Genomic DNA, 23,454 nt, shown 5'->3' on the forward strand with positions numbered 1-23,454 from the left:
TTCTGAACCAGATCAGGGCGCGATTATGGTGCATTGCCCCCTGAACGCGCAATCGTTTTCCTTCCCCCCTGCCCGGCAAAATTATGCGTTTCCGCACGCTTCAGCATTTTGTCAGGCGACGCTGGTCACGTTTCAGCTGCATCAATCAGCAGGCCATGCTGGAATGTGTAAACTCGCATTTAACCCTTCAGTAACATTGAGGTCACAAGATGAAGCCAGCAATTTTGGTGGTGGATGACGATCATGCCGTCTGCGATTTGTTGCAGGACGCACTCAGTGAACATGCGTTGTTGGTTTATCGCTGCCATCAAGGGAAAGATGCCCTGACGATGGTGCGCGAACATCCGGATATTTCCCTGGTTATGCTCGATATGATGTTGCCCGACACCAACGGTTTACTGGTTTTGCAGCAGCTGCAGCGACTGCGGCCTGATATTCTCGTGATTATGTTGACCGGTATGGGTTCGGAAGCGGAAATGGTGGTAGGCCTGGAGATGGGCGCGGATGATTATATCGCCAAGCCCTTTAATCCACGCGTTGTGGTTGCGCGGGCGCGGGCGGCTCTCCGGCGCAGCGGGCGCGTGGTGTTGCCGGAAACTGACCATGAGGGATGGCGCTTTAATGGCTGGCTGCTTGATGAAACGCGCTGCCAGTTGCTTAATCCGCAGCGAGAAACCGTGCCGTTAACGCAGGGTGAATATACCTTGCTGCGCGCGATGGTGCGGCACGCGCGTAAGGTCCTGACGCGTGACCAGTTGCTGGAACTCACCCACAGCGAAACGATGGACGTGTTTGACCGCACCATCGATGTGCTGATTATGCGGTTGCGGCGCAAAATCGAAGCAAACCCCCATCAGCCCGGCCTGATCCGCACGATTCGTGGGCTGGGTTATGTTTTCTCGGCGGACGTGGTCAAACCTGAAGGTTTGCGGCTCTCGACGCAAACGGCCTGAGCCATCCACTGCCGCATGTCGGTCAACGGGCGAATACCGTCGATTGCATTGGCCGCGCGCAAATTAAACCGGGCGCAGGTGTGCGCAAGTTGCAGCGTTGACAGCATGTCATCCCCTTCATGGCTGGCATAGAGTACACCCGCACAAAATGCATCACCTGCGCCAACGCTGCCCACAATCTCGTTGGGTGCCAGCTGCCACGCAGGCTGCCAGATGCCCTCGCCGCCGACTTCCTGCCCCCATGCGCCTTCGGGCGCGTGTATCACCACGCGCTGACGCACCCCCTGCCCGGCCAGCCACTGCGCAGCCAGGGAAAAGGCTGCGGGTGGTTGAATACCGTTATCATCCCGCAAAACGACGCCAGACAACGCCTGGGCTTCCAGTTCGTTAATAACCAGGTAATCTAACCAGCGCAACGCAGGCAATACCTGTGGTCGGTAATCCCCGGCACGGGACGCCAGATCGAGCGAGGTAAAATAGCCACGCTGCTGCATCTGGGCCAGCAAACGGGCGCTGCGCGTGCCGAATTCGCTGTCCGCGCCGTCCAGCGTTTCAAGCAACAGTAAATAGCCCAGATGAAAGATGCGCTGCGCATCGTCTACAGCGGCGAAATGCGTTCTGTCCAGCAGGGCATTTGCGCCAGGGGAAAAGAAAAACGTTCGTTGCCCGTCCGGTGCGGTCATCACCTGCGTCATCGCGGTGGGTTTATCGCTGGTACGTTGAACCCACCGATGATCGATCTGCGACGCCTGCATGATAGCCAGCAGGTAATCACCGTCGGCGTCATTGCCCAGCAGGCCAATCGCCACCAGCGGAAGCTGACACTGCATGCGCGAAAGGGTAAGTAAAACATTCAGCGGTGCGCCGCCTGCCGCTTTTTCGCTATGCTGTACCTCAGCCAGCCAGCCCTGTTCCGGCCAGTGGCTAATACGATGAACGTAATCCACCAGCATCACGCCAGCGGCCAGAATGCCGCGCCGCGCACCCATTTACGCCTGCCCTACGCTGCCGAAAATCTTCATCTGCTGCATCACGGTTCCACAAATTGCGTTCTCCACCGCCATCAGCAGTTCGGCAAACTCGTCATAGCGGGTGTTGCGTGAGGCCAGACTGCGTTCCACCGCGTCGAGTGCCGCCTGCGACATGCCGGTATAGAAGTTGATTTTATGGATGCCGAGTGAGATCGCCCGCCGGAAATCCGCGTCGCTGATGCCTGAGCCACCGTGCAGCACCAGCGGTACGCCGGTTTGCTCGCGGATAACCGCCAGCCGGTCAAAATCGAGTTTAGGCTCCCCTTTGTATTTCCCGTGGGCGTTACCGATAGCCACCGCCAGCGTATCAATGCCGGTTTCACGCACAAACTCAGCAGCCAGCCGTGGATCGGTAAATTTTTCGCTGTCGGCTTCGCCAAATAACGCGCCCCCTTCGTCTCCGCCCACCGCACCCAGTTCTGCCTCAACCGACACGCCGACGGCATGTGCCGCTTTGACCACTTCACGCGTCTGGCGAATATTCTCTTCATAACTCAGCGTTGAGCCATCGAACATTACCGAGGTGAATCCCAGACGAATCGCCTGCATCACCGCCTCAAAGTGCAAACCGTGATCCAGATTGAGCACCACCGGAATCGCGTGCTTCGCCGCTTCAAACTTTATCGCCTCAACCAGCTGGTCGAGCGTGACGTATTTAAAATGCACTTCCGCAATATTGATGATAAAAGGCGAGCGTTGCTGCTCTGCGGCCGCAAACAGCGCGCGCAGAAAATGCGTGTCCAGAACGTTAAAGGCGCCCAGCGCGTACCCCTGCTTCTGCGCATGGGCCAGCCCCTGTGCCAGAGAGATCAAAGCCATTATTCACTCCTCAGATTGAGCCAGTGGGAATAGTCGTTACAGAGCAGCCGGTGCGGTTCCTGATCCTCATCAAGGGCGTTAAAGCGCGCCAGCGGCGTCAAAAATACGTTATCGTTGTCATCATCGTTAGGCATCGAGACTTCGCCAACCAGCACATCGCCAAAGCCGTTTTCGCCCCAGAAGCTGTGCCAGACGCCGGCGATTAACGTCACGCTTTCGCCCGGAGACAGCCTGAGTTGCGAACCGGCCGCATGGGTTTGTGTGATGCCATCCAGCGATACCGTCACCGGCGAGTTCGCCTTCTCATTGCCTTCACGGTTATACAGTTCGACGATCAGATTGCCGCCCCCGCGGTTGATGATGTCTTCCATTTTGCGGGGATGATAATGCATCGGCGTGACCTGCCCTTCACGCACGTGCATGACTTTTTCAGCATAAGGTTTGTGCCAGGGCTTGCCGCCCGGCGAGCCGTTGCGCAGCGTAAAGAGCGTCAGGCCGGTTTGCAGAAAATCATCGGCGCCAAAGCTGGTGAGATCCCAGCCCAGCCGTAACGCGATAATTTCCTCAATGTCGCCCTGCTGCTGACGCCACTGACTGAGGTCGTAATCAGCCCAGGGCGGCAGATGGATATCCTGGCGTGTAAAAAAGTCCCGCGTGTTTTGCAAAAACACATTCACTTCGGAGCGTTGCATCGTCAGCTCTCCCGTTAAAGCGGCACCCGACGATGCCGCGTGCCGGTTTTATTTCACTGTCCAGCCCTTGTAGCTGCTGACGTTATTGCGATCGATTAATTTAACCGGGATCAGCACGGGTTTATCCGGTGCCGGTTTGCCCTGAAGGATGTCGTAACCGATCTCGACGGCTTTGGCTGCCATCACCTGCGGATCCTGGGCTGGCGTAGCGGCGAACAGCGAGTTCTTACGTTTCAGCGCTTCCTCACCATCCGGCGAACCATCCACACCGACGATAAAGAACTCGTTACGCTGGGCCTGTTTTGCCGCCAAATCGGCACCGATCGCGGTCGGATCGTTAATCGCAAATACCGCGTCGATTTTTGGATTGGCTGACAGCAGGCCGGTCATCACTTCCAGCCCGCCTTCACGGCTGCCTTTGGCGTTCTGATTAGAGGAAAGCAGCTTAATATCCGGATGGCGTTTCAGTTCGGTCATGCAGCCTTCCACGCGGTTTTGTACGGCAGAGACCGGCGGGCCGTTAATAATCACCACATTGCCTTTGTCTTTCAGGCGATCGGCGATGTATTTACAGGCCATTTCACCCGCCTGGGTGTTATCAGAGGTGATGGTGGCGTTAGCGCCATCTGCGGCGACGTCGACCGCAACCACAACGATACCCGCATCACGCGCGCGCTTGACCGCAGGGGCAATCCCTTTTGAGTCGGCGGCATTCAGGATAATCATGTCCACTTTTGCCGCAATGAAGTTATCAATCTGTCCCACCTGCTGCCCGAGATCGTAGCCACTCGACACCAGCGTGACTTTTACGTTATCCCCGGCCAGCTGACGCGCCTTCATCTCTGCACCTTTGGTGATCTGCACAAAGAATGGGTTAGCGAGGTCGCCTACCGTTACGCCAATCGATTTCAGTTCTTTTGCCTGAGCCACACCGGCACTGAGCAGCGTTGCCGCCAGCAGCCCGGTTACAATCGGATTAAAACGCATAGATCTTCTCCTGCTGTGATTTATCTGCCAACTGCTGAATGGCGCTTTGTTTGCTCTGCGCATGGGGGCTGTCAGCCCACATGATGACGAGTACGATATTTATCGATCAGGACGGCGATGATGATGACCGCACCTTTAATAACCAACTGCCAGAAGTAGGAGACGCCCATTAATGTCATGCCGTTATTCAGCGTGGCGATAATCAACGCCCCAATCAGCGTGCCGGTGATGGTGCCGATACCGCCGACGAAACTGGTGCCGCCCAGAATCACCGCGGCAATGGCATCCAGCTCATAACCCACGCCCAGATTGCCGTTGGCGCTGTAGAGCCGCGAAGCACTCATCAGCCCGCCCAACCCCGACAGCAATCCGCTCATGCCGTACACAAATATCAGCACCAGGCCCACTTTGATGCCGGTCAGTCGCGCGGCCTGAATATTGCCGCCCACCGCATAGATATGAACGCCCAGCGTGGTGCGACGCAGAATGAACCAGCAAATCGCGATAACGGCGAACGCGATGACGATCAGCCAGGGCACTGGCCCCAGATAGCCATTGCCTATCCACTCAAAGTTAATATCGGAATTGATCACCGTGGTGCCGTTGGCCAGCAGATAGGCCGCCCCGCGCAGTGCAGTATAGGTGCCGAGCGTGACGATAAACGGAGGCAGTCCGGCCCAGGCCACGAGAATGCCGTTAAACAATCCCATCACCAGCCCGGCGCCCAGCGCCATCGGAATAGTAAGCGACGCCAGCATCGGGTCCAGCGACGTCAGCAGCGCCACCACCGCCGTGGTGCCCAGCATCGAGCCCACGGACAAATCGATACCGCCCGTCAGGATGACAAAGGTCATGCCTGCGGCCAGCACGATATTGATGGAGGCCTGACGCGTAATGTTGAGCAAATTGGCTTCGGTAAAGAAGTTAGGCGTGACAAAACCAAAGACCGCCACGATTAAAATCAAAATCGGTAAAATGCCCACGGTCTGCATAATGTCGCCCATCAGAGCGCGTTTGACCGTCGGTGGATTAACACGTGCCGTTTGTGTCATTGTTTTATCCTCATACTTCAAGCGGTGATGCGCTGTGCGCACCGGTTGCCAGCGTCATGATGTTTTCCTGAGTGATCGTATCGCCCGCCAGCTCACCGGCGATGGCACCCTCATGCATCACATAAACCCGATCGCTCATGCCAACAACCTCCGGTAATTCGCTGGAGATCATGAGAATGGCTACGCCCTGACGCGCCATTTCCTGCATCATGCGATAAATTTCGCTTTTCGCGCCGACGTCAACGCCGCGCGTTGGCTCATCCAGAATCAAAATACGGGGACCGATGGCGATCCAGCGGGAAATCAGCAGCTTTTGCTGGTTGCCGCCCGACAGGCCCCCCGCACGCACCAGCGCGTGGGGCACGCGAATATTGAGCGAGGAGATCGCTTCGCTGGCAATTTTCCGCGATTTACCGCGGTTAAGCATGCCGTAGCGGGCATCACGCTCCAGCGTGGCCATGACGATGTTTTCCTGCGCGGCCATCTCCAGAAACAGCCCCTGCTCTTTACGGTTCTCGGTAAGAAAACCAATGCCGTGCGCAATCGCCTCACGTGGCGAGTGAATATCCACCTTCTGACCATCGATCCAGACGTCGCCCTGTTTAAGCCGGTGCACGCCAAAGATCAGCTGCGCCAGCTCGCTCCGTCCCGCGCCCACCAGGCCGGCCAGGCCGACGATTTCGCCCGCCCGAACCTCAAGGCTGCTGGGATGCACTTTGTCGCCGTCGGACAGATGATTGACAGCCAGCCGGACGGCCCCGCGCGCTATCGTGCGATCTTTATTGAACAAGTCGCTGAGCGGCCGCCCCACCATCATGCGCACCAGCTCGCTGGCATTCAGATTGTCGCGCGTCAGGCTGCCGACATACTGCCCGTCACGCAGCACGCTGACGCGATCTGACAGCTCATACACTTCCGCCATACGATGACTGATGTAAATAATGGCCATGCCTTCGCTACGCAGGCGCTTGATCAGGGCAAACAGTTGTTCGGTTTCACGGTTCGAGAGTGCGGCAGTCGGCTCATCCATCACCAGAATCCGGCTGTTACGGTGTAAAGCGCGCGCAATTTCCACCTGCTGCTGCTCAGCAATACTCAGCCTGCTGACTTTGTCGGTGGCGCTAAACTGCGCGCCCAACCGGTTGATCACCTGCTGCGCCTCATCCGCCATCTGATGACGTTTCACCATGCCTGCACGGGTAATTTCACTGCCCAGAAAGATGTTTTCCGCCACGGTAAGATTGGGCGCCAGATTGATTTCCTGATAGATCAGCGTGATTCCGGCGGCTAACGCCTCTTTAGGGCCTTTCAGCTGCCAGGGTTTGCCATCAATTAGCACCTCGCCGCTGCTGGCCGCATAGGCCCCCGCCAGGATCTTCATCAGGGTGCTTTTACCCGCGCCATTTTCGCCCATCAGGGCATGGACCTCACCGGGATACACCGTGAGATCCACCCCTTTCAAGGCGTAAAAATTACCAAAGCGTCGGGTGATCTCGCGCATTTCAAGTATCGGCTTTGCTGTCATCTACCCGCTCCTGCTGGTTATGGATAGCAGCGAGTTAAGCAGTGTCAGATAAATGGAAAATGTCAGAGGCCATTCATATTTGTCATATTTCGCCTCGTCCTCACTCCTATACTCGGCTCATCGTCGCACGAGCGGAGAGTCTTTATGCAACGCAGTTCACCGTGGCAGGTCGGGGCGCGCGGTCGCCTGTTGCTGTCTCATTTATTGGTGGTGTGCGTCACCTTAATGGTGAGCGTGGTGGCGGTGACCAGTTTTCGCCATGCGGGCACCATTCAGGCCCAGGCCCAGGCGCAAACGCTGGCTGATATGAACGGCAGCCTTGCCCTGGCGCGCGATACCTCCAATGTGGCCATCACGGCAGTGCGGTTGTCCCAGGTGGTCGGTGCGCTTGAGTATCAGAGCGAATCACGACGTTTACAGCAGAACCAACAGGCCCTACAGCACTCACTCTCTTTACTGGCGAGCACGCCACTTGCCGCGCGTGAGCCTGAGCGCGTGGCGCGCCTGCGTGCGCGTAGCCTGATGCTTGAGCAGTCGGTGAGTATGCTGTTGCGTCAAGGCCATGAACGCCATTTACAGCGCAACAAGGTGCTAAGCGGCTTGTGGCAGTCACAACTGCTGCTTGAACGCATTAATGATCTGACACAGCGCGACGGCATCAAAGCACCCGATTTAACGCTGCGCCAGCAAACCGGCAGACTACTGGATATCGCGATTCGCACGCCGTCATCGACGGCGGTCATCGAGCACCTGCAACAGGTGATGATGCAATGGCGCAGCGTGGTCGCGCCAGGTGCACTGGGCGACAATGTACAGCAGTTGCTGGAAACACAGCGCGGCCTGGTCCCGTTGGCCGCAGAGCTGGAGGAGAGTGACCTGGCGATTGCCTATGCGACTTACCGTATCAAGGCGCTGGTGGCGGCGCTGAATGATGACATTACCGCTTACGTCCAGCAGGTCGCGCAGCAAACGGAAAGGCGTAACATCACCACCCATCATCAACTCGACTCGGTTAGCGGCTTTATCATGCTGTCTGCCCTGCTGGCGCTGGCCATCACCCTCTATACCGGGTACTACATTTACCGCAATCTGGGCTCCAGTCTTACCGCCATTGCCGGTGCGATGACCCGGCTGGCACAGGGAGAGCAGAACGTCAGCGTGCCGGGATTACAGCGTCGGGACGAACTGGGTGAACTGGCGCGCGCGTTTAACGTTTTTGCGCGAAATACCGCCTCTTTGGCCCAGACTTCTCGCCTGCTAAAAGAAAAAAGCACCCAACTGGAGTCAACCTTCCTGGCCATGCGTGACGGTTTTGCCCTGTTTGATAACAGCGGAGAACTCGTGGTATGGAATGCGCAGTATCCGGCGCTGCTGGGCATCGCTCCCCGCGATCTGCATCGCGGTTTGCACTATCAGCACTTGCTGGCGCCGCTTAATGTGCAGTTGCACGATTTAGCGGAACCCCAGGAAGTGAGGCTGGCAGACGGCCGCACGCTGGAACTGCGTTTCAGCCCGGTACCACGGCGCGGAATGGTCAATACGGTGCTGGAGCGCACTTCGCGTAAGGTGCTGGAAGAGGCGCTGGTGCACAGTCAGAAAATGAAAGCGGTGGGCCAGTTGACCGGCGGCATCGCCCATGATTTTAATAACCTGCTGGCCGTTATCATCGGCAGCCTGGCGTTAACCGAGGGGCAACTGGCACCCGGCCCCGTCGCCAGCCGGATTGAACGAGCCCGCCAGGCGGCGGACAGAGCGGCACTTCTGACCCAACGGCTGCTGGCCTTTTCACGCAAACAAACCCTGAATCCCCACGCGGTTTCCGTGGTGACATTGATCGAGAATCTACAGGGGCTGCTTCAGCATTCGCTGCTGCCCGGTCAGCATCTGATCATCGATGCCCAGCGCCCCGGCTGGCCGGCCTGGATAGATGCCAGCCAGCTGGAGAATGCGGTGATGAATCTGGTGGTCAATGCCAGGGATGCGATGGGTGGCCAAAGCGGCGAAATCCGCCTGCGCATCTGGAATCAGCGGCGAAGCGAACAAGGGGAAAAACGTGACCGGGTGACCATCGAAGTGATCGATCACGGCTGCGGCATGTCCGACGAGGTGCGTGCTCAGGTGTTCGAACCCTTCTTCACCACTAAGACCACCGGAACCGGGAGCGGGCTGGGACTGTCGATGGTGTACGGCTTTGTCCGCCAGTCGGGTGGACAGGTGGAGCTGGAAACGGCCCCCGGTCAGGGCACAACGGTGCGGCTGTTGCTGCCGCGCGCGCCCGATGCCGCAGCCGCCCGGCCCCCCGTCCCTGCCCCGTCTCACCCCGCGGCTGCAGACGATCGTCTGATTCTGGTACTGGATGATGAACCGGCGGTGCGGCAAACCCTGTGCGAGCACCTGCATCAACTCGGCTATCTGACGCTGGAGTGCGCGACCGGCGAAGAGGCGCTGGCGCTGTTGCACCAGACACCCGATATCGATCTGTTAATCAGCGATTTGATGTTGCCCGGTGAGATAAACGGCGCAGAGGTCATTCGTCAGGCGCAGCAAAAGTGGCCACAGCTGGCAACCTTGCTGATCAGCGGCCAGGACCTGCGCCACCAGCCCGTTACGCTGCCGCTGTGTGAGCGGCTGGCGAAACCCTGGCAGGCGGCACAGTTGGTGGAGGCGCTGCAGCGCGCCTGGCAGCGGAGTGCAAGGCTTAATCGTGCCCGCCAGGCTGCCACAACGGCACCGGTTTCCCAATGATATAACGCTTACGCAGGCGGCTTGAGATGGCATCCATGATCATCACCACGACCACCAGAATCAACGTCAGGAACATCACCACATCCCAGTTCCACAGACGCATATTCTCAGCATAAACCAGGCCGACACCGCCTGCGCCAACAAAGCCGAGCACCGCTGCTGAGCGAGTATTCGACTCGATTTGGTAAAGGCTGAGCGCCAGAAACTGCGGAAACGACTGGGTGAAGATGCCGAAACGGTGTTTCTGCAGGCTGTTCGCCCCCAGTGCACCCAGCCCACGACTCGGGGAACGCTCCACCGCTTCATGTCCTTCCGAATAGAGCTTACCTAACAGGCCAACGTCCTGCAGGATAATCGCCAGCACCCCGGCTAACGGCCCCATGCCGACGGCACGCACAAAGATCAGGCCCCAGATCGCCATATCAATGCCGCGCAGCATGTCGAACAGGCGGCGCATCAGGAAAGCAATCGGTCTGGCAACTTTATCGTGCATCACATTACGCGCCGCCAGAAAGGACAGCGGCAGCGCCAGCAGCGTGGCGGTTATCGTGCCGGCAAACACGATCGCCAGCGTAATCCCGACCTGAGAGAAATAGTAGCCAAAGGGCCAGTTGGCAAAGTCTTGCCAGACAAACATACGCAGAAAGTAGCGTCCCAGCTGCTGACAGCCAACCAGCAGGCGGCCCCACTCGATACCGTAGACCATAAAGAAAAAGACGTAATAAAGCACCAGCGCCAGCGCCAGCATGGCCAGACGGCGCAGATAGCGGTGCTGCGCAGCGAAGAGTTCATGATGCTGCTGCTTCATCGCCGTGATATCCGGCGCGAGAGTAACCATATTTATTCCTCCACGACACGGCGGCGCAGGCGGCCAGAAACCGTATCCAGTAACGACACCACAATCAGAATCAACAGCAGCGTCATGCTGACCTGATCGAAGCGATCCAGCTTAATGTTGGTCATTAACTCCTGGCCGATCCCGCCTGCCCCGACCAGCCCCAGAATGGTCGATGAGCGGAAGTTAACCTCCAGGCGCATAAAGCTGTAAGACAAAAAGGTGGGCTTGACCTGGGGCCAGAACGCAAAGCGCATCCGTTGCAGCTTGCTGGCTCCGCAGGCCGCCAGCCCGCGTACCGGCTTATCCGACGCCGATTCGATGGCTTCATAAAACAGTTTGGTCAGGCTACCGATAGTATGCAGGGCCAGCGCCAGAAAGCCGGGAATCGCCCCGATGCCAAACGCCATCACAAACATTACCGCCCAGGCCAGTTCAGGCATGGTGCGTAAAAATGCGACAAAGGCGCGAATGCCCATGCGCAGGCTGGCGGGCGTTTGCGTATTATCGGCCGCAAAAAACGCCAGGATACCGGCAATCACCACGGCAACCAGCGTGGAGGCCAGCGCCAGCTGGAGGGTTTCCCAGATCAGCGGTAGCTGAATATTCAGACGATAGCCCCAGTAGGCCAGCGACCCTTCCGTTTTGCCATCGGCAAACAGGAGCGGCAGATGCAAAACGGGCATGATTTCACGGATATAATCAAAAAAGTGCGGCAACGACTGCCAGATGGTCACCAGATTGAACTCTGCCATATTGGCCGCCGCCAGATAAATCACGACCAGCACCAAAGACCAGATAAGCGAGTCACGCTTCTGTTGGCGGCGGATACGTTGATAATAGCGTTCGAAGTCGGTCACGTGAGGTGTCTCAGATTGATGTGTTACAAAGCCATCCAGGCAAGGTTGACGCGCAGACTAGCCCGCCGGTGAGGTCGTGCCGCCCCCTTATTCAGGGCGGCACGATGGCTGCAAGCAAACTGCCCTGCCGTTAGCCGCGCGCGCCTTTCATCAGCTCGCGTTTCATATCGATGATGTTCTGGAAGTCCGCTACCGAGGTCTTGCCAATGTGCTGCTGGCCCCCTACGGCTTTGGTGAAACAGGCGTGATCGTCTTTATCCAGTTTTTTGATCGCGGCGATGACTTTCGCTTTGAAATCCGCTGGCAGTTTATTGCTCACCAGGATAGGACCGTTAGGAATTAACGGCGACTGCCAGATAATCCGAATCTGTTTCATCAGGTCCGGATGGTCCATGCGGATCAGGCGGCCAAAGGCACCCGAGGTGTAGCCCGTGTTGTAATCACCGACCATAGAGGTCCAGGTCACCGCGCCGTCGAACTGATTATTCAGCACGCCCAGGATGTCCTGCTCATGACCACCTGAAAAGGTCACGCTTGAAAAGAAGTTGTTGTATTTATTGTCGATGTTGCCGCCAAACATTTTCTTAAACGCCTGGTTTGGCACGAGGAAACCGGATGTGGAATCGGGATCCGCCATACCAAAAGATTTGCCTTTCAGATCTTCCAGCTTCTTATAGGGGCTGTCGGCTTTCACAATCACCACGGAGTGATAACCGCGAGACTGATCTTTGTCATCCACCACAATGCCCACTAAATCGACGGCCTTGGGATCCTGAATATACACGGACGCATACGAGGAGGGAGACATACTCAATACCAGATCCACTTTACCGCCCAGCAGCCCCTGAATCACGCCGGAATAGTCTGAAGAGTTGCGGATTTTGGTATCCACGTTCAGTTCTTTATCAAAGAACGTTTTCACACACTGGTTATCACCAATCTGCTGAGTCGCGTTCTGACCGCCTAAAATACCCAGATTCAGCTCTTTTGGTGCGTCCGCTGCGTTAACGCCAAAGGTAAGCAATGCTGTAGTCAATAACGCGAAAGCTTTCATTTTCATTAGCCTTGTTCTCTTGCTGTGATAGTTAGTGGATCTGGTTAAATTCGTCGCCGTACAGCTGATGCAGCAAGCCGTCGGTAAGTGCGGAAGGATGACCGTCGAACAGCACCACACCGCGCTGAATACCTATCACGCGTGTGCAGTAACTTTTTACTAATTCAATCGAGTGCAGATTCACCATCACGCTGATGCCCTGATCGCTGACCTGACGCAATACATCCATAATACGGGTGGTATTTTTAGGATCGAGCGAGGCAACGGGTTCATCCGCTAACAGAATTTTGGGGTTCTGCATCAGCGCCCGACAAATCGCCACGCGCTGCATCTGACCGCCGGAGAGGTTTTCGGCGCGCTGTAACGCCTGCGGTAGCATGTTCATCCACTCAAGCAGTTGAATGGCGCGGGCGCGATCGGTTTCAGAGAACACTTTGAAAAACGATTTCAGCGTAGAGGTCTGGCTGAGACGCCCCAACAGCACGTTGGTCAGCACATCAAGGCGAGGCACCAGGCAGAAATCCTGAAAGATCATGCCGCACTGGGTGCGCCATTCACGCATCTGGCGGCTGCTGAGATTCACCACATCGCGATCGGCTTCGCCGTGGTGCAGGCTGACGATGGCGCCCTGTGAGGCGGAGATTGTGCCATTCAGCATGTGCAGCAGCGTCGATTTGCCTGCGCCAGAGCGGCCGATTACCGCCACCAGTTCACCCGCATGCAAATCGAAACTGACATTATCGAGGACTTTTTTGTTACCGTAAGCTTTGCTCAGTCCCTGAACAGATAACACTTTTTGCCCGCCTGACTGGGTCAATGACGAGACGTTATCGACCACCGTTTTAAGCAGTGCCTGTGCCATGATGTTCTCCGTTATTGCAGTTTACGTTCTGTACCCGCGCCCCATTAACCCATCTGGTCGGTACTGTCTGGCGTGAGTCATTATCTTGCGTTTGTGGCTCACGCCGCCGGAACCTGACGAGAGACCGCTATATTAAGAACACGGGGGATGAAGGCTGTATTACGGTTAGATGATTAAACTGTGACAGGCAAATCGGCACCCAGAGACAGCGACAAGCCGTCACAGGCTGCCCGAACCCCATCGGGTAAGGCGTGCTCTGCCAGCCAGTTATCCATGTGATGGCTCAGATGAATCAGCCAGGCCTGGTGCGGTTTCAGTTCATCAATGATGTTTAGCGCGGCGGTCAAATCGTTATGATTGCGTCCGCCCTGCCCGGGGGGATCGTTACAGTCTACCAGCAGGTGATCCAGCCGTTGTCCACGCAGGAAATCGGCAGTGTCCGGCGGCAGACCGCAGGTATCGCACAGCCAGGCCAGACGCGATCCATGCCAGTCAAACAGATAGCCGTGGGTCAGTCGTGAATGTTGAAGCGGCAGTGGTGTCACCTGTAATTCACCGAACTGATGTGCCACGTAAGGCGTTAAAGCGGGGCGGAAATCCAGCAGTCCGGGATGCTTAAACAGGTCATCGCAGCCCTTGTCGTCCGGCGGTCCCCACACAGGAATAGATTCGCCCTCGCCCCAGCGCAGAGTGAACAGCCCCTGCACATGGTCCATATGATAGTGAGTCAGCAAAATTCGGTTAATTTCGCCAGGCTGAAAGCGCTCGGCCAGCAATGGCAAACCGGCATCCAGTAAAATACGTTCGCGTCCGGCCTCAATTAACGCGCTGGTAGGCGCGCGGCGATAGCGGGAAGCGTCGCGGGCGCGCAAACAGGCATGACAGTCACAACCGAACACCGGCGCGCCTGTCACACCGCCGGTACCAAGCAAGGTCAGTTTCATGGGAATTCCGCCAGCAACTGTCGTAACTGTTGTACCGTATCCACCAGCGCACCATCATTGTTCAGCCGCAGGCAGCCCTCTGGCTGATGTTGCGCCGCGCGCGCCAGTCGTTGAACGATCTCCTCTTCACTCTCACGTCCCCGCTGTCGTAAACGCGCGGCCAGCACCAATGGCGAAACCTCAATGCACAGCGGCAACAGTCGTGCGCCGTAACGCGCACGAACCTGTTCCAGATGCTGACGGGAGCCGTTTACCAGCACGTTCTGCCCGCACGCCAGCCAGCCATCGATTTCACTCCCGATACCGTAATGAAAACCGTGGGCCTGCCAGCTGACCGCAAATAACCCCAGCGCCTTGCGCCGGATAAACTCCGCTTCCGTCAGGGCCACGTGGTTTTCGCCCCCCACATCGTGAGGGCGGGTGATATAGCGGTGCGCAATCAGCAGGCCGTCAGGCGGCGCCTCGCGCAGCAGGTCCAGCAGGCTGTCCTTTCCTGAGCCGGACGGGCCGATGAGCCAGATAAGCCGGGCCATCAGTACACCTGCCGGCCTTTGCTCCAGACATGGCGGATGTGGGGATGACCATGTTGGGTATGCGCCAGTACCAGGTCGGCACGGCAGCCTTCCGTAATCACGCCACGATCCTCCAGCCCCAACGCGCGCGCCGGATTACAGGTGACCAGCGCAACAGACTGGGACAGTGACAGCGTGTTTCGCTCATCCGCCGCTAAGCGGAAGGCCGCATCCAACAGGCTGCCGGGATAATAGTCCGATGACAGAATATCCAGCATTCCGTGTGATGCCAGCTCCCAGGCGGCTACGTTACCGGAGTGCGAGCCACCGCGAACAATATTCGGTGCGCCCATTAACACCTGCATATTGCAATAACGTGACGCCTTCGCCGCCTCCAGCGTGGTGGGGAATTCAGCTATCGCGCTGCCCACGCCGTGCGACTCTTCCACGTGCGCTTCGGTCGCATCATCGTGGCTGGCAATCGCAATACCATGTTCCCGGCACAGCGCGGCAATCGCCAGGCGGTTGGGCTGTGACCACTCTCTGGCCAGCGCCAGCTGATCGCGCTCAAACTCGTCCATCTGCTCGTCATTGAGCTGATATTTTCCCTGATAGTACTCGCGATACTTTTCCAGCGATGCGTACTGGCGCTGCCCCGGTGAATGGTCCATCAGCGAGACCAGCGACAGCTCTGGTGAGGAGATGAGCGCCTCAAACAACGGCAGCGTGGTGTGATGCGGCAGTTCGCAGCGCAGATGTAATAAATGCTCGGCGCGGTTGAGCCCCTTGCGGTTACTGTCACGAATCGCGCCAATCATTTTGCTGAGATTTTCCAGCCGGTGCCCCCCATCGCGTACATCACCTACACCGATGGCATCCAGCACGGTGGTGATGCCGCTGGCCACCATCAGCGCATCGTGGCTGCTCATGGCGGAATGGGCCGGCCAGTCAACCTTAGGCCGCGGGGTGAAGAACTTATCCAGGTTGTCCGTGTGCAGCTCGACCAGGCCGGGCAACAGAAACGCGCCCTCTCCGTCCAGCGCGCCGGCGAGCTGGCTGGCGGTTTCGCTAAAGTTCGTAATGCGGTCTTCACGAAACTCCAGCGATCCCTCTACCACTTCGTTTTCCAGCACCAGCTTTACATTATTGATGATCATGCTTCTGCCCCTGTTTTGAAGGGCTGCATCACGTGCAGGCGATCGGCCACACGCTCCCGCACCGCTTCATCATGAAAAATACCGACAATGGCCGCGCCACGCGCGCGCGCCTGTTCAATCAAACTCACGACTGCGGCGCTGTTAACGCTGTCGAGCGATGCCGTAGGCTCATCCAGCAGCAGCACGGGATAATCGGCAATAAAGCCACGGGCGATGTTGACGCGCTGCTGCTCTCCACCGGAGAACGTCGAGGGTGCCAGGGACCAGAGGCGTTGCGGGACATTGAGCCGGGTCAGCAGATCTTTGGCGCGCGCTTCGCAGAAGCTGCGCTCAACGCCGCGTTCCAGTAACGGCTGCATGACGATCTCCAGGGTCGGCACGCGCGGGATGACCCGCAGAAACTGACTGACCCAGCCGATGGTATCCCGGCGAATGGCAATAATCTGGCGGGCGGGTGCCTGTGCCATATCGACCCATTCGCCCAGATGCTGCACCCAGATACTGCCGCTGTTGGCCTGATAGTTGCCATACAGGGCACGGAGCAGAGTCGATTTTCCGCTGCCCGAATGCCCGTGCAGCACCACGCATTCGCCCTCACTGACTTCCAGGCTGGCATCCTGCAGCACCGGCAGAGCCGCCCCGTTCTGATTGTGCAGCACAAAGGTTTTGCACAAATTTTCCACGCGCAGTTGCGTCTTCATAGTCGCTGTCGCCATTAGTTAAGCACCGATGAAACCAGCAGTTGCGTATAAGGATGATGCGGATCATCCAGCACGCGGTCCGTTAAACCACTTTCCACGACCCGGCCCTGCTTCATGACCAGCAGCCGATGCGCCAGCAGGCGCGCCACGCCCAGATCGTGGGTCACAATGATCACCGCCAGATTCAGTTCGCGCACCAGCGTACGCAGCAGGTCCAGCAGTCGCGCCTGCACCGAGACGTCCAGCCCGCCTGTGGGTTCATCCATAAACACCAGTTTCGGCTGGGTCACTAAATTGCGGGCGATTTGCAGACGCTGCTGCATGCCGCCGGAAAACGTCGTCGGCAGGTCATCGATACGGTTCGCTGCGATTTCCACCGCCTGCAGCCAGTGACTCGCCTCGGCGCGGATCTCGCCATAGTGACGGTGGCCGACGGCCATTAGACGTTCACCGATATTGCCGCCCGCCGTGACCTGAGGACGCAGTCCTTCCAGCGGATGCTGGTGTACCACGCCCCACTCCGTGCGCAGTAAGCGGCGACGGTCGCTTTCGCTCATCTGGTAAAGATCGCGCTGCAGGTAATGAATTGCGCCTGCCTGCGGGGCCAGCCGGGCAGACAGGCTGCGCAGCAACGTGGTTTTACCCGAACCGGACTCTCCCACAATCCCCAGCACCTCGCCCGGGTAGAGATCAAAGCTGACCTCTTCGAAACCTTTGCCCGGTGCGTAAAGGTGCGTGAGGTTATTGACCGCGAGCAGCGGTTGTTCACTGTGCATGTTGTTGTTCCTGCTGCTGGTGGCAAAAATCGGTATCTGAGCACACAAACATGCGCGTTCCCTGATCGTCCATCACTACCTCGTCCAGATAGCTGTGACGCGATCCGCACAGCGCACAGGGTTCGTCCCACTGCTGCACGGTGAAGGGATGATCGTCGAAGTCGAGGCTTTCAACTTTGGTGTAAGGCGGCAAGGCATAGATGCGCTTCTCGCGTCCGGCACCAAACAGCTGCAGGGCGGGCATCATGTGCATCTTCGGGTTATCGAATTTGGGAATCGGCGACGGATCCATCACATAGCGATCGTTGACCTTCACCGGATAGGCATAGGTGGTGGCGATGTGGCCGAAACGGGCGATATCTTCGTACAGTTTGACCTGCATGATGCCGTACTCTTCCAGCGCATGCATGGTGCGGGTTTCCGTCTCGCGCGGCTCAATAAAGCGCAGCGGCTCGGGAATTGGCACCTGAAAAATCAGGATCTGATCTTCTTCCAGCGGGGTTTCCGGAATACGGTGACGCGTCTGAATCAGCGTGGCATCCACCGTGCGTTCCGTGGTGGCCGCGCCGCTCACTCGCTGGAAGAAACGGCGGATGGAGACGGCGTTGGTCGTATCGTCCGCGCCCTGGTCGATGACTTTCAAAACGTCTTTGTCGCCAATGACGCTGGCGGTGATTTGAATCCCGCCGGTGCCCCAGCCGTAAGGCATCGGCATTTCGCGTCCGGCAAAGGGCACCTGATAGCCGGGAATCGCCACCGCTTTTAAGATGGCGCGCCGGATCGTGCGTTTGGTTTGCTCGTCAAGGTAGCCGTTGTTATAGCCGCTGAGTTCAGCCATTTTGCTGCTCCTGATAGTCCTGACGCAGACGTTTCAGCAGTTCCAGTTCCGCCTGGAAATCGACGTAGTGCGGCAGTTTTAAGTGGGAAACAAAGCCTGCGGCTTCAACGTTATCCGCATGCGACAGAACAAATTCCTCATCCTGCGCCGGGCTGGTGATACGTTCATTGTGCTCGCGCGTCTGTAAGGCGCGATCCACCAGCGCCATGGACATGGCTTTACGCTCTGCCCGACCAAAGACCAGTCCATAGCCGCGCGTGAAGTGCGGGGCGCTTTCCCCATCGTGGGTAAAGCCGTTGACCATTTCACACTCGGTCAGCAGCATTTCCCCAATCTCCAGCTCAAATCCCAGTTCTTCCGGGCAAACGCTGACGCTGACATAACCGGTCCGGATTTCTCCGGCAAACGGATGGGTTCGGCCATAGCCGCGCTGGGTGGAATAGCCCAGCGACAGCAGAAAACCTTCATCGCCGCGCACCAGCTGTTGCAGTCGTGCGGCACGGGAGGCGGGAAAGCCCATCGGCTCTCGGGTGATGTCGGTGGGTTCGCTGCCGTCGTCGCTTTCACGCGCTGCTAAGCCTTCGTCGCTCATCATGCTGAACATGTGCGGGCAGTGTTCGGGCAGCGCCTGCTCGCTGCGCGGCGGCAGAGGCGTTTCCCCGTTAGCCATCAGGGTAAAGTCCAGCAGCCGGTGGCTGTAGTCATAGGTTGGGCCTAAAACCTGACCGCCAGGCAAATCCTTATAAACCGCGGAGATACGCCGCTCGATCCGCATGTTGCCGGTGTCCAGCGGCGTGCTTTGCGCCAGGCGTGGCAGGGTTGTGCGATAGGCGCGCAGCAAAAAAATGGCCTCAACCAGATCGCCGCTGGCCTGTTTAATGGCTAACGCCGCCAGCGCGGGATCGTAAATGCCGCCTTCGGTCATCACACGATCTACCGCCAGGCCAAGCTGCTGCGCGATCTGATCGCAGGATAACTCCGCGACCGCACGGTCGCCCCGACGCAGATCGGCCTGAAGATGATGGGCATTGGCAATGGCTTTTTCGCCCCCTTTAACCGCTACGTACATGAGCACACCTCAACATGGGTTGTCCGTGGCACCGCCATCATCGCTTCGCCACAGGTAAAGATGAGATCCACGCCCTGAGGGAACGGATGCGGTCGGGCACGCAGGTATTCGAGCACGCTTTCCGGCAACTGGGGCGCAATGGCGCGCGCTTCACGCAGGCCCGGGCCAGACAACCGTAGCGCCAGCCCACCGTTCAGTGCGGGCACCTCAATAATCAACGTGGTGCTTTTTTCCGGTGCCAGATTGTCGCCTGCGGCGAAGTCGGCAGGATTGGGCTGAGCAGTCGCGTGGCTGAGCGCAAAGGCTGCGTCATTGCTGTCGGTAAGGGGCGCACCAGTATGGAAACGCAGGTTATCGCGCAGTTCCTGATTATCGACCTGGGGATCCAGCCACAGCGGGCTTTCCTGATCCACCAGCGTCAGCAGCACGGCGGTGGCGGCAGGCGAAAGTGCGCCCCAGCCCTGTTGCAGCGGCAGGGAAACCATCACGCCAGGCTCGCTCATGGCTTTCAGGATGCGGCGGAAGGCGTGCTGCGCATCCGCAACCGGGTGATTAAAACTTGCCAGTAAAGTCATTCATTGTCTCCGCGTACCAGCGTAAAGAAGTCCACTTTGCTGCTGGCGATTTCACGTGCGCGCAGCTGACGCTGCTCTTCACGTGAGGCCGCCAGCGGGATAATCATTTTTTCCTGCAGCAGTTCAGCGGTGTCGGCCTGTTGCAACAGGGCATCCATCAGGGCGCAGCGTTCGGCATGGGCTTTATCCCGGCCGAGCAGATAGCTGTAACCCAGGGTGCCGTCGTTCAGCCGCACCACCGCACGCGTCACGGTGGCATCGCCCACCACAAAGCGTTTGCCGGTGGCGCCCATGCGGGCCTGCAGACGCGTCAGGCCAATCTCGGCCGGGCGAATCAGGGTAAATTCGGGCTTGAGGTTGAGCGGCTGCCAGTACGCGTCAAGCTCGGCTGCGCTGCTGTGTGCCAACACCGAAAGCCAGTGCTGGCGGGCCGTTTGCTGTTTCATTAATGCTCCAGAGTGAGTTCGATCATGTCGCCACGCGTGAGGCTGACGGAGTATTCCGCCATCGCGCCATCGGTGGTTTTATTCAGCGTCCGCACGCACAACAGTGGAGAGTGCAGCGCGATTTCCAGTTGCTTACACTCTTTGGCCTGGGCCCGGCGGGTGCTGATGCGCGTCTGGCTGCGTACCAGCTGCTTACCGGTGTGCTGCTGCAGATAGTCATGAAGTGAGCCGCTGTTAAAGCGCTGCAGCTGTGGCCACCAGCTGAGATCGGCAAGGAAGTGGTTGATCAGGCAGACCGGCAGGCCATTTACACGGCGAAGAGTTCGCAGGTGAATCACGTTATCGCCTTCACTGACGCCAAGCGCGGCGGCCACGTCGGCACTGGCCGGGCGCAGCACCGCCAGCAGACGTTCACTGGTGGGATCGCTGCCCTGCTCCATCAGGTTCTGGCTGAAGCGAGCCTGAGCGTGTAACGGATAGTCGTAGGGGCGCATCAGCACTAAAATGCCGACGCCATGGCGGCGCTGCAGCAGGCCCTTGTTCACCAGTTCGTCTACCGCCCGACGCAGCGTGTGGCGGTTCACCGCATAGTGATCGGCCAGCTGCTGCTCAGAGGGTAAATAGTCACCGCTGCGGTAGCGTTCCTGAACAGCCTGCTCCAGTTGCGCGGCAACAGCCTGATAGACAGTGGTCGGATGTCTGGATAACTCCATCACAATTAAATCCTCACATCAGTAGAGGGATTTCACAGCGAAGATGCTGCGGGATGGAAACAGAGTGACGGGATCAGATGACAGCGAGGTGACGAGACGGTGACGTAAAAATGAATTTGCGCCAGCCTGTCCCGCTCAGGGCGACAGGCTGGCAGAACAGCCCGTTAAGGCTGACCGAGCGTGTCCAGCAGCGCGGCAGAGGTGGCAACGGCACCAAAGATGCCGCCCTGCATGTGGATCATGCTCAGCGCGGCTTCATGATGGCGTTGCTCTGTGGCGGCACAACAGTCGGACAAAACCAGGCACTCATATCCGCGATCGTTGGCCTCTCTCAGCGTCGTATGAACACATACATCCGTCGTGATACCGGTAATAATTAAATTCCGAATGCCGCGACTGCGTAAGACCAGCTCAAGGTCTGTGGCATAAAAGGATCCTTTACCGGGCTTATCAATGATCACTTCTCCTGCTAAGGGGGCGAGCTCGGGGATAATCTCCCAGCCCGGCTCACCGCGCACCAGGATACGGCCGCACGGCCCTGCACTGCCGATCTCCGCCTGCATCCTGGCCGAACGCCAGCGCTTGTTTGCCGGTAAGTCACTCAGGTCCGCGCGATGCCCTTCCCGGGTGTGAATGATGGGAAACTGAAGCGCCCGCATACGTGCCAGTAACACTTTAAGGGGTTCGACAGGCGCACGCGTCAGGCCAATGTCGTAGCCCATCCTGTCAACGTACCCCCCCGGGCCGCAAAAATCGGTTTGCATATCAATGACGAGGAGAGCCGTGTCGGCCGGACTAAAATGGCCATCAAACGGCCAGGCATAAGGGGTGGAATTCACACTGTACTCAGGCATTGTTCTTCTCCAGTCGCGGCGTGGGGGAACGTAATTTAATAATCAGGGTGTAGCTGAGTGCGGCCGTCACCAGACCGATGACCGCTTCGCCAAACTGGGGGAACGCCAGATGCGCGACGACCGCGCACAGGCTTCCCAGCGCCCAGGCCGCGAAAGCCGCGCCATGGAAGCGTTGCGCCGGGCGCTGTTCACTCAGCTTTGCCATAAAAATCAGATCAACAATCATGACCGCACCAAACGGCGGCACCACCACGCCCAGCAGACTCAGCCACTCGAGAAAATATGACCAGACGCCTGCCAGTGCCAGCAGACCGCCGATGGCGCCAAGAATCAGGGTCCAGCGGCGCATCTTGCTGTTAAAGAGATGGCTAAACCCGACTGCACCGTTATAAAGACAGTGCGTACATACCGAGCCAAGGTTGATAAACACAAACAGGAAAGCCACCAGGGTCAGGACATCACCATGGCCCATCAGCATGGGCAGAAAGTTGCCGCCGTTGGTCAGCGGATCGACCGCCGCGCCAACCGAAACGATAATCACGCCAAACAGATAGGCGATCAGATTCGCGACCGGAAAGGCCGAAAAGGCGGCAATGACCGCAGCACGTCCACTCTTCGACCAGCGGGTGAAATCGGCGGTCATGGTGCCGGAATCGGCAAAACCCGCCACCACCATGGTGACCGCCGTGCCCATGCTCATGGCCCCCGCCACCGCCGGGCTGCCTTTCCAGTGAAACATGCTGGAAAATTCATGCGTCTGCCCCACGAAGTACAGCGCGACAAACCCCAGAATCACAAACATCGGCGCAGCAATCATGCCCAACACCGACAAGGCGCGCACGCCCAGAAAGGTCACGGCCGTAAACAGCACCATGGCAAATGCCGTCACCGACAGGGCATTCCAGCCGAAAGTCTCATGAATCACCGTACCGGTCAGTCCGGTCTGAAAGGCGTACCAGCCAATCACCACGGTCGAGAGGAAGCCCGACACGAGGATGTAACCTTTGCTGCCAAAGGTTCTTTTCGCCTGCAGGGCAAAGTTCATACCGGTATTACCGGCAAACCAGCTCAGCGTACCGACGTAGGCAAACAGCACCAGATTGCCCATCACAATCGCCAGCAGCGCAGGCCAGAAGCCAAGGTGCCAGGTGATGATGCCGCCAAACAGCGCATTCGTGAGGATCATAGGAAAACCAAACCAGACGGCCGAAACCGACCGGGTCGGATGGCGATGTGAGAGCGGCACAGGTTCGTGCTCAAACTCCTGTTCTAACGTTGGGGAAGCCTGTTTTTTCATTTGTCAGTTCCTGGTCAATGTCAGTCCACGGGTAGCCGCGTTGGGGCACTGTTTTTCATCCTGTACTCGCCATCGTTATGACGAAAAACGTGCCGTATCGCCGCCGACATGTGTGCATTGCGTGGCGTTGACGTGCCGCCTTGCCGGGGTGTTAATC

Annotated in this window: 24 protein-coding genes; 2 read left to right on the plus strand and 22 right to left on the minus strand. The window is 58.0% G+C overall.

All coding sequences use genetic code 11. The annotated features are described in order from the left end of the window. Window positions 1-209 precede the first annotated feature (209 nt). Window positions 210-953, plus strand: coding sequence for a response regulator (locus NYE92_RS05975; RefSeq protein WP_013026257.1), 744 nt, complete (start codon window positions 210-212; stop codon window positions 951-953). Here the strand turns inward: NYE92_RS05975 and NYE92_RS05980 are convergent. The 6 genes from NYE92_RS05980 to NYE92_RS06005 form a co-directional block, all read right to left on the minus strand. After that, window positions 890-1,942 (minus strand): carbohydrate kinase family protein, encoded by a 1,053-nt coding sequence (locus NYE92_RS05980; RefSeq protein ID WP_128391982.1) that lies wholly within the window; start codon window positions 1,940-1,942, stop codon window positions 890-892. The two genes, NYE92_RS05975 and NYE92_RS05980, sit on opposite strands and share 64 nt — an antisense overlap. Then, a complete protein-coding gene (locus NYE92_RS05985; RefSeq protein WP_259018734.1) occupies window positions 1,943-2,803 on the minus strand; it encodes a ketose 1,6-bisphosphate aldolase in 861 nt (286 codons plus the stop codon). Next, a complete protein-coding gene (locus NYE92_RS05990; RefSeq protein ID WP_028715286.1) occupies window positions 2,803-3,495 on the minus strand; it encodes a D-lyxose/D-mannose family sugar isomerase in 693 nt (230 codons plus the stop codon). The genes NYE92_RS05985 and NYE92_RS05990 overlap by 1 nt, the downstream gene beginning before the upstream one ends. A 48-nt stretch (window positions 3,496-3,543) precedes the next feature. Further along, window positions 3,544-4,482, minus strand: coding sequence for an ABC transporter substrate-binding protein (locus NYE92_RS05995; protein WP_013026261.1), 939 nt, complete (start codon window positions 4,480-4,482; stop codon window positions 3,544-3,546). A gap of 71 nt (window positions 4,483-4,553) precedes the next feature. Further along, window positions 4,554-5,534 carry an ABC transporter permease subunit gene (locus NYE92_RS06000; protein ID WP_014593999.1) on the minus strand — a complete coding sequence of 327 codons (981 nt, stop codon included), beginning with the start codon at window positions 5,532-5,534 and terminating at the stop codon, window positions 4,554-4,556. A 10-nt stretch (window positions 5,535-5,544) separates the two neighbouring features. Then, complete coding sequence (locus NYE92_RS06005; protein WP_014605513.1) at window positions 5,545-7,059, minus strand: sugar ABC transporter ATP-binding protein; 1,515 nt, start codon at window positions 7,057-7,059, stop codon at window positions 5,545-5,547. A gap of 144 nt (window positions 7,060-7,203) precedes the next feature. Between NYE92_RS06005 and NYE92_RS06010 the strand changes: the two genes are divergently transcribed. Then, window positions 7,204-9,804 carry an ATP-binding protein gene (locus NYE92_RS06010; protein WP_259018737.1) on the plus strand — a complete coding sequence of 867 codons (2,601 nt, stop codon included), beginning with the start codon at window positions 7,204-7,206 and terminating at the stop codon, window positions 9,802-9,804. Here NYE92_RS06010 and phnE (NYE92_RS06015) read toward each other — a convergent pair. The 16 genes from phnE (NYE92_RS06015) to NYE92_RS06090 all read right to left on the minus strand — a co-directional run bounded on the left by phnE (NYE92_RS06015) (window position 9,758) and on the right by NYE92_RS06090 (window position 23,297). Continuing rightward, window positions 9,758-10,642, minus strand: a complete 885-nt coding sequence (gene phnE, locus NYE92_RS06015) for a phosphonate ABC transporter, permease protein PhnE (protein WP_013026265.1) — start codon at window positions 10,640-10,642, stop codon at window positions 9,758-9,760. The genes NYE92_RS06010 and phnE (NYE92_RS06015) overlap by 47 nt on opposite strands. 2 nt (window positions 10,643-10,644) lie before the next feature. Then, on the minus strand, window positions 10,645-11,499 hold the full coding sequence (phnE, locus tag NYE92_RS06020; protein ID WP_013026266.1) for a phosphonate ABC transporter, permease protein PhnE: 855 nt from the start codon (window positions 11,497-11,499) through the stop codon (window positions 10,645-10,647). A gap of 130 nt (window positions 11,500-11,629) precedes the next feature. Further along, on the minus strand, window positions 11,630-12,559 hold the full coding sequence (gene phnD / locus NYE92_RS06025; protein WP_013026267.1) for a phosphonate ABC transporter substrate-binding protein: 930 nt from the start codon (window positions 12,557-12,559) through the stop codon (window positions 11,630-11,632). A 25-nt stretch (window positions 12,560-12,584) separates the two neighbouring features. Then, on the minus strand, window positions 12,585-13,415 hold the full coding sequence (phnC, locus tag NYE92_RS06030; protein ID WP_259018738.1) for a phosphonate ABC transporter ATP-binding protein: 831 nt from the start codon (window positions 13,413-13,415) through the stop codon (window positions 12,585-12,587). A 173-nt stretch (window positions 13,416-13,588) separates the two neighbouring features. After that, window positions 13,589-14,359, minus strand: a complete 771-nt coding sequence (gene phnP / locus NYE92_RS06035) for a phosphonate metabolism protein PhnP (protein ID WP_014594004.1) — start codon at window positions 14,357-14,359, stop codon at window positions 13,589-13,591. Further along, on the minus strand, window positions 14,356-14,892 hold the full coding sequence (phnN, locus tag NYE92_RS06040; RefSeq protein WP_014594005.1) for a ribose 1,5-bisphosphokinase: 537 nt from the start codon (window positions 14,890-14,892) through the stop codon (window positions 14,356-14,358). The genes phnP and phnN overlap by 4 nt, the downstream gene beginning before the upstream one ends. Beyond that, a complete protein-coding gene (gene phnM / locus NYE92_RS06045; RefSeq protein WP_013026271.1) occupies window positions 14,892-16,028 on the minus strand; it encodes an alpha-D-ribose 1-methylphosphonate 5-triphosphate diphosphatase in 1,137 nt (378 codons plus the stop codon). The genes phnN and phnM overlap by 1 nt, the downstream gene beginning before the upstream one ends. Further along, window positions 16,025-16,744: a phosphonate C-P lyase system protein PhnL gene (gene phnL / locus NYE92_RS06050; RefSeq protein ID WP_013026272.1), complete on the minus strand. Its 720-nt coding sequence runs from the start codon at window positions 16,742-16,744 to the stop codon at window positions 16,025-16,027. Before phnL ends, phnM begins: the two co-directional genes overlap by 4 nt. Continuing rightward, window positions 16,744-17,505 carry a phosphonate C-P lyase system protein PhnK gene (gene phnK / locus NYE92_RS06055; protein ID WP_014594006.1) on the minus strand — a complete coding sequence of 254 codons (762 nt, stop codon included), beginning with the start codon at window positions 17,503-17,505 and terminating at the stop codon, window positions 16,744-16,746. The genes phnL and phnK overlap by 1 nt, the downstream gene beginning before the upstream one ends. Then, on the minus strand, window positions 17,495-18,343 hold the full coding sequence (locus tag NYE92_RS06060) for an alpha-D-ribose 1-methylphosphonate 5-phosphate C-P-lyase PhnJ (protein WP_013026274.1): 849 nt from the start codon (window positions 18,341-18,343) through the stop codon (window positions 17,495-17,497). Before NYE92_RS06060 ends, phnK begins: the two co-directional genes overlap by 11 nt. Further along, entirely contained in the window at window positions 18,336-19,412 is a 1,077-nt protein-coding gene (locus NYE92_RS06065) for a carbon-phosphorus lyase complex subunit PhnI (protein ID WP_022623348.1), read from the minus strand. Before NYE92_RS06065 ends, NYE92_RS06060 begins: the two co-directional genes overlap by 8 nt. Beyond that, window positions 19,403-19,987 carry a phosphonate C-P lyase system protein PhnH gene (phnH, locus tag NYE92_RS06070; RefSeq protein ID WP_014594010.1) on the minus strand — a complete coding sequence of 195 codons (585 nt, stop codon included), beginning with the start codon at window positions 19,985-19,987 and terminating at the stop codon, window positions 19,403-19,405. The genes NYE92_RS06065 and phnH overlap by 10 nt, the downstream gene beginning before the upstream one ends. Continuing rightward, a complete protein-coding gene (phnG, locus tag NYE92_RS06075; RefSeq protein WP_013026277.1) occupies window positions 19,984-20,433 on the minus strand; it encodes a phosphonate C-P lyase system protein PhnG in 450 nt (149 codons plus the stop codon). The genes phnH and phnG overlap by 4 nt, the downstream gene beginning before the upstream one ends. After that, entirely contained in the window at window positions 20,433-21,146 is a 714-nt protein-coding gene (gene phnF, locus NYE92_RS06080) for a phosphonate metabolism transcriptional regulator PhnF (protein ID WP_015700005.1), read from the minus strand. The genes phnG and phnF overlap by 1 nt, the downstream gene beginning before the upstream one ends. A 164-nt stretch (window positions 21,147-21,310) precedes the next feature. Further along, complete coding sequence (locus tag NYE92_RS06085; protein ID WP_014594012.1) at window positions 21,311-22,000, minus strand: cysteine hydrolase family protein; 690 nt, start codon at window positions 21,998-22,000, stop codon at window positions 21,311-21,313. Then, complete coding sequence (locus NYE92_RS06090) at window positions 21,993-23,297, minus strand: cytosine permease (protein WP_210475969.1); 1,305 nt, start codon at window positions 23,295-23,297, stop codon at window positions 21,993-21,995. Before NYE92_RS06090 ends, NYE92_RS06085 begins: the two co-directional genes overlap by 8 nt. Between the last annotated feature and the right edge of the window lie 157 nt (window positions 23,298-23,454).

Source organism: Pantoea sp. B566 (assembly GCF_024793925.1).
Classification (GTDB): domain Bacteria; phylum Pseudomonadota; class Gammaproteobacteria; order Enterobacterales; family Enterobacteriaceae; genus Pantoea; species Pantoea ananatis.

Excerpts from the sequence above, each read along its gene's own strand:
- NYE92_RS06085 (WP_014594012.1), bottom strand. The coding sequence starts at position 22,000 with ATGCCTGAGTACAGTGTGAATTCCACCCCTTATGCCTGGCCGTTTGAT.
- phnF (WP_015700005.1), bottom strand. The coding sequence starts at position 21,146 with ATGGAGTTATCCAGACATCCGACCACTGTCTATCAGGCTGTTGCCGCG.
- phnL (WP_013026272.1), bottom strand. The coding sequence starts at position 16,744 with ATGGCGACAGCGACTATGAAGACGCAACTGCGCGTGGAAAATTTGTGC.
- NYE92_RS05975 (WP_013026257.1), top strand. The coding sequence starts at position 210 with ATGAAGCCAGCAATTTTGGTGGTGGATGACGATCATGCCGTCTGCGAT.
- NYE92_RS06090 (WP_210475969.1), bottom strand. The coding sequence starts at position 23,297 with ATGAAAAAACAGGCTTCCCCAACGTTAGAACAGGAGTTTGAGCACGAA.
- NYE92_RS06065 (WP_022623348.1), bottom strand. The coding sequence starts at position 19,412 with ATGTACGTAGCGGTTAAAGGGGGCGAAAAAGCCATTGCCAATGCCCAT.
- NYE92_RS05980 (WP_128391982.1), bottom strand. The coding sequence starts at position 1,942 with ATGGGTGCGCGGCGCGGCATTCTGGCCGCTGGCGTGATGCTGGTGGAT.
- phnD (WP_013026267.1), bottom strand. The coding sequence starts at position 12,559 with ATGAAAATGAAAGCTTTCGCGTTATTGACTACAGCATTGCTTACCTTT.
- NYE92_RS05985 (WP_259018734.1), bottom strand. The coding sequence starts at position 2,803 with ATGGCTTTGATCTCTCTGGCACAGGGGCTGGCCCATGCGCAGAAGCAG.
- phnC (WP_259018738.1), bottom strand. The coding sequence starts at position 13,415 with ATGGCACAGGCACTGCTTAAAACGGTGGTCGATAACGTCTCGTCATTG.
- phnM (WP_013026271.1), bottom strand. The coding sequence starts at position 16,028 with ATGATCATCAATAATGTAAAGCTGGTGCTGGAAAACGAAGTGGTAGAG.
- phnH (WP_014594010.1), bottom strand. The coding sequence starts at position 19,987 with ATGACTTTACTGGCAAGTTTTAATCACCCGGTTGCGGATGCGCAGCAC.
- NYE92_RS05995 (WP_013026261.1), bottom strand. The coding sequence starts at position 4,482 with ATGCGTTTTAATCCGATTGTAACCGGGCTGCTGGCGGCAACGCTGCTC.
- NYE92_RS06010 (WP_259018737.1), top strand. The coding sequence starts at position 7,204 with ATGCAACGCAGTTCACCGTGGCAGGTCGGGGCGCGCGGTCGCCTGTTG.
- NYE92_RS06060 (WP_013026274.1), bottom strand. The coding sequence starts at position 18,343 with ATGGCTGAACTCAGCGGCTATAACAACGGCTACCTTGACGAGCAAACC.
- phnN (WP_014594005.1), bottom strand. The coding sequence starts at position 14,892 with ATGGCCCGGCTTATCTGGCTCATCGGCCCGTCCGGCTCAGGAAAGGAC.
- phnG (WP_013026277.1), bottom strand. The coding sequence starts at position 20,433 with ATGAAACAGCAAACGGCCCGCCAGCACTGGCTTTCGGTGTTGGCACAC.
- phnK (WP_014594006.1), bottom strand. The coding sequence starts at position 17,505 with ATGCACAGTGAACAACCGCTGCTCGCGGTCAATAACCTCACGCACCTT.
- phnE (WP_013026265.1), bottom strand. The coding sequence starts at position 10,642 with ATGGTTACTCTCGCGCCGGATATCACGGCGATGAAGCAGCAGCATCAT.
- NYE92_RS05990 (WP_028715286.1), bottom strand. The coding sequence starts at position 3,495 with ATGCAACGCTCCGAAGTGAATGTGTTTTTGCAAAACACGCGGGACTTT.
- NYE92_RS06005 (WP_014605513.1), bottom strand. The coding sequence starts at position 7,059 with ATGACAGCAAAGCCGATACTTGAAATGCGCGAGATCACCCGACGCTTT.
- phnP (WP_014594004.1), bottom strand. The coding sequence starts at position 14,359 with ATGAAACTGACCTTGCTTGGTACCGGCGGTGTGACAGGCGCGCCGGTG.
- NYE92_RS06000 (WP_014593999.1), bottom strand. The coding sequence starts at position 5,534 with ATGACACAAACGGCACGTGTTAATCCACCGACGGTCAAACGCGCTCTG.